The organism is Sulfuricurvum sp., assembly GCF_022759005.1.
Taxonomy (GTDB): domain Bacteria; phylum Campylobacterota; class Campylobacteria; order Campylobacterales; family Sulfurimonadaceae; genus Sulfuricurvum.
Map to the genome: position 1 here is coordinate 1 of NZ_JAEMQA010000124.1, position 3,932 is coordinate 3,932.

The following is a 3,932-nucleotide window of genomic DNA, read 5'->3' on the forward strand; positions in this document are numbered from 1 at the left end:
TAAACCTCTCTCTAGTTCAAAGGATATCTATGCATACCATACCACTTCAAAACCTTCTTTTTATGCTGCTTCCTGTTGCCATTGTGGGGTACTTTTATTATAGATGGCTTGGTGATGCAAAAGAGATCGCGTATGCTACGCTTAGGATGACCTCGCAGCTTTTGCTTATAGGATATGTCCTAGAGTTTTTATTTAAAGATGATTCACCCTTAATAGGTGTTGCCATAGTGTTTTTTATGATAGCAGTATCAAGTCTGATTGCTCTTCGCAGCTGTAGGCAAAAGAGCTTACAAAAATATACTCATATCTTCAGTGCTATTGCAATCGGTGACAGTTTTAATCTGCTCATCGTCTTAATTGCTGTGTTAGATCTTAAATCCCTTTATACCCCAATGATAATGATCCCACTTGCTGGAATGATCTATGCCAATGCTATGAATGCCGTGGCTATTGCGGTGGAAAGATTTGACTATGAGATTCAACTAAATGACTACGCACAATCGCGCTTCTTAGCCTTCAAAGCCGCAATGATACCTCAAGTCAATACTCTCTTAGCGGTAGGTCTTGTTTCTCTTCCTGGGATGATGACAGGACAGATACTCTCAGGTATCAGTCCACTTATTGCGGCACGATATCAGATAGTGGTAATGGCCATGGTTCTAGGAAGTGCGGGGATATCAACGATCCTCTTTTTATATTGGCAGAGGATGGTAGCTATTAGTCAGACCGAAGATGTTAAATAACAGGCTCTTTAGGTATTACTGATTCTCAATCTAAAAGCCTCGAACTCTTCCATGGAAAGAGGTTTTGAAAAATAGTACCCTTGTATCTCGTCACATCCTTGCTCATGGAGATAATCAAGCTGACCAATAGTTTCCACTCCCTCTGCGATTGTTTGTAATCCCAAACTTTTAGCCATACTAATAATCGCTGCAACAATTGCTTTATCTTCGGGATCAACATTAATATCTCGTATAAATGATTGATCAATTTTGAGTTTGTAGATATTGAACTTTTTGAGATAACTCAAAGATGAATAGCCGGTACCAAAATCATCGATTGACATTCTTACCCCTTTGGAGTGTATCTCATTCATCATACTGATCGCTCTTTGCGGATTTTGCATCGCAACACCTTCTGTCAATTCAAGCTCCAAATATTCTGGTGGCAAACCAGTTTCTTTGAGAATATTTGCTACCAAGTCTGGTAAATTGTGTGTTCTAAATTGTATAGCTGAGAGATTTACTGCCATGATAATGGGTTCCATTCCTTCATTCATCCACTGTTTTGCAGATTTTACTGCTGTGCGTAGAACCCATTCACCTATGGATAGAATTGTTCCATTTTCTTCAGCCATTGGAATAAACTCAGCAGGAGAAATATTTCCAAACTCAGGATGATGCCAGCGCAATAACGCTTCTGCACCAATAATAGTTCTTTTTTTTGTAGAAAACTGAGGCTGATAATGGAGTTGAAATTGATTCCGTTCAAGTGCGTGATGAAGCGCATTGCTTAGTTCAAAATGTCGGATAGAATTTTTTTGCATCTCTTCTGTAAAAAAATAAAAGCCATTTCGTCCCTCTTTTTTTGCTCGATACATGGCCGTATCGGCATTTTTATAGAGCGTGTCAAAATCTAATCCATCATTTGGATACAGTGCGATACCTACGGAAACACCGATACTGAGTTCATTGCCATCAATATCAAAAGGTTTTTTGAATGTATCCAAAAGTTTTTGAGCTACTTGTGAAACCCCATTCATGTCAATCTTTGGAAGTAAAATAATAAATTCATCTCCTCCCATTCTTGCTAATGTATCTTCTTCTCTTAGAATAGATTTGAGCCTATGAGAAGAATTCACAAGTAGTTTATCACCTATTGTATGACCTAGTGTGTCGTTAATATCTTTAAAATGATCAAGGTCAAGAAACATAATCGCGAATTCTTGCTTGTGTCGTCTGGCAAGACTAAGTAAATCTTTGATTCGAATATCGAGTTGCATTCGATTTGGTAAGCCGGTTAAACTATCAAAGTTTGCAAGATAGTCAATTCGTTTTTCATTTGCTTTTCGCTCAGTTACATCACGGGTGATACCTAGTAGCATAGTGATATTTCCTTCGCTATCATGCATTGGTACAGCATTAGTTTCTAGCCAGCGATGCGTTCCTCTAGCTCCTTGAATCTCAAATTCAAGGTTTGCATTTTCACCTTGCATGACACTTCTAAGCATTCCAATAAATGGAGCACGCCACTGGGGAAGCAAAAAGCTGGTTAAACTATAATTCTGAGCTTCTTGAAGAGTATCTACTTCCAGCATTGCTAAACCAGCAGGATTCATATCGATCAATTTTCCATCTGGCCCGACTAGCATAACGCATTCAGGTTCATTGATGATGATCGATTTCAAATATTCCTGACTCTCTTTTAAGGCAATTTCTGCATTTTTTCGTGCTTGCTCTCGTTCAAAACTATCAAGAGCGTAACTAATGTCCATAGTCATCTCTTCTAGGAGCTGCTGTATAGGTTTATCGAACGCATTCACATCTTTGGAATAAAGTGTAAATACGCCAACAACTTTTCCATCACGGTGTAAAGGCAATGCAGCTGATGCTCCCCATCCATATTTTTTTCCCTTTTCATGCCAAAGGGCTGTCGTAGGATCATTTTGAAAATCTTGACACCAAAAAGGTTCATCGTGTAAAAATGCATGCCCAGTAGGTCCATAACTTGTGCTCTCTGATGAATCTATTGATATAGAAAACCCTTCAAGATAATCACTGCCATCACCATAAAAATTCACAACGCTAAGATGATTGTTAGATTCATCTGCCATACCGATCCATGCCATTTGCATCCCGCCAAAATGAATGGCATCATGACAAATAATAGGAAAAAGTTCATTTTCATCTTTTGAACGTACAATTGCCTGATTACATTGACTAAGTGCTGCATACAGATTTTTAAGCCGCTCGTTGCTCGTTATGAGCTCTTTGAGCGTTGTCTGCATCTCGCCCAACCAGCCTAAAACACTATTTTTCATTTTTTCATCAACATGAATCGGTACTGAAAAATCTCCCTTCCCTATACGAGCAATCTTCTCGTGCAAATCATCTACAGAACTTCCAAGTATCATATGTACAGTTCGATATAAACGCCAAAGCATAAAGAAAAGGAAAGCCCCCATAACAATAAAAGCTATTCGCAAAATAAATGCAATAATCACAGCTTCATGTACAGCAGAAGTTGTCCGTTTATCTATTAAAAAATAAAATTCACTTATTGGACGCATAATAGAAGCTTTTTCTTCCTCATATGCTGTGTTATGCAAGATTTCAATAGCTTTTTCTCTATTGCTTATTTTTTGCTCTACAGAGCCTTTTGCTTCTATAAGTTTCATTGCTTCAAATTCTGTTTTTGTCAAAGTATCAGAATTATTTTTAGCTTCCCTCAGCTTTTCAAACTCTTCAGTAGTGAATCTAGCTTGAGCCATCATATCTAGTAATGAAATAGTTTGATTACTAAAAGGACGTGGACGTTTGTCATTTAGACTGACTAAGTCCCAATAAATATTTTGATAATCATACGGGCGCGGCTTTATACCGTTTCGGATGTCCAATATCTCTTGATAATGTTTTTTATATAAAATATTACCTGTAACAGCATATGTACGTACCATTCTTGTCAGATCATCCGATGATTGTCGTAGTTCACCGGCAAGCTTATATGAATTTAAACGCAATTCATTTGCCACATCAATCTGTTTTTCTGAATAAACATATATTATAAATGAAATAGAGAATAAAATGAACGCTACAGTAGTTTGCAAAAGATTTTTTATAAATAAAGAATTTTTCTGTCGTAAAAAAAACATTTTTCTATCCTAAAACTTAAGTATATTAGATCGCCAATTCAACTCATAAGTGCAACAGTGA

At 37.3% G+C, this 3,932-nt stretch carries 2 protein-coding genes; one reads left to right on the forward strand and one right to left on the reverse strand.

Going from position 1 to position 3,932, the window contains the following annotated elements:
• The coding region (locus JHC35_RS07735) for an ABC transporter permease (protein WP_365996493.1) at window positions 1–743 on the forward strand (743 nt) is incomplete at its 5' end.
• 8 nt (window positions 744–751) lie between these two features.
• Here JHC35_RS07735 and JHC35_RS07740 read toward each other — a convergent pair.
• Window positions 752–3,871, reverse strand: a complete 3,120-nt coding sequence (locus JHC35_RS07740) for an EAL domain-containing protein (protein ID WP_295043819.1) — start codon at window positions 3,869–3,871, stop codon at window positions 752–754.
• Window positions 3,872–3,932: the final 61 nt, after the last annotated feature.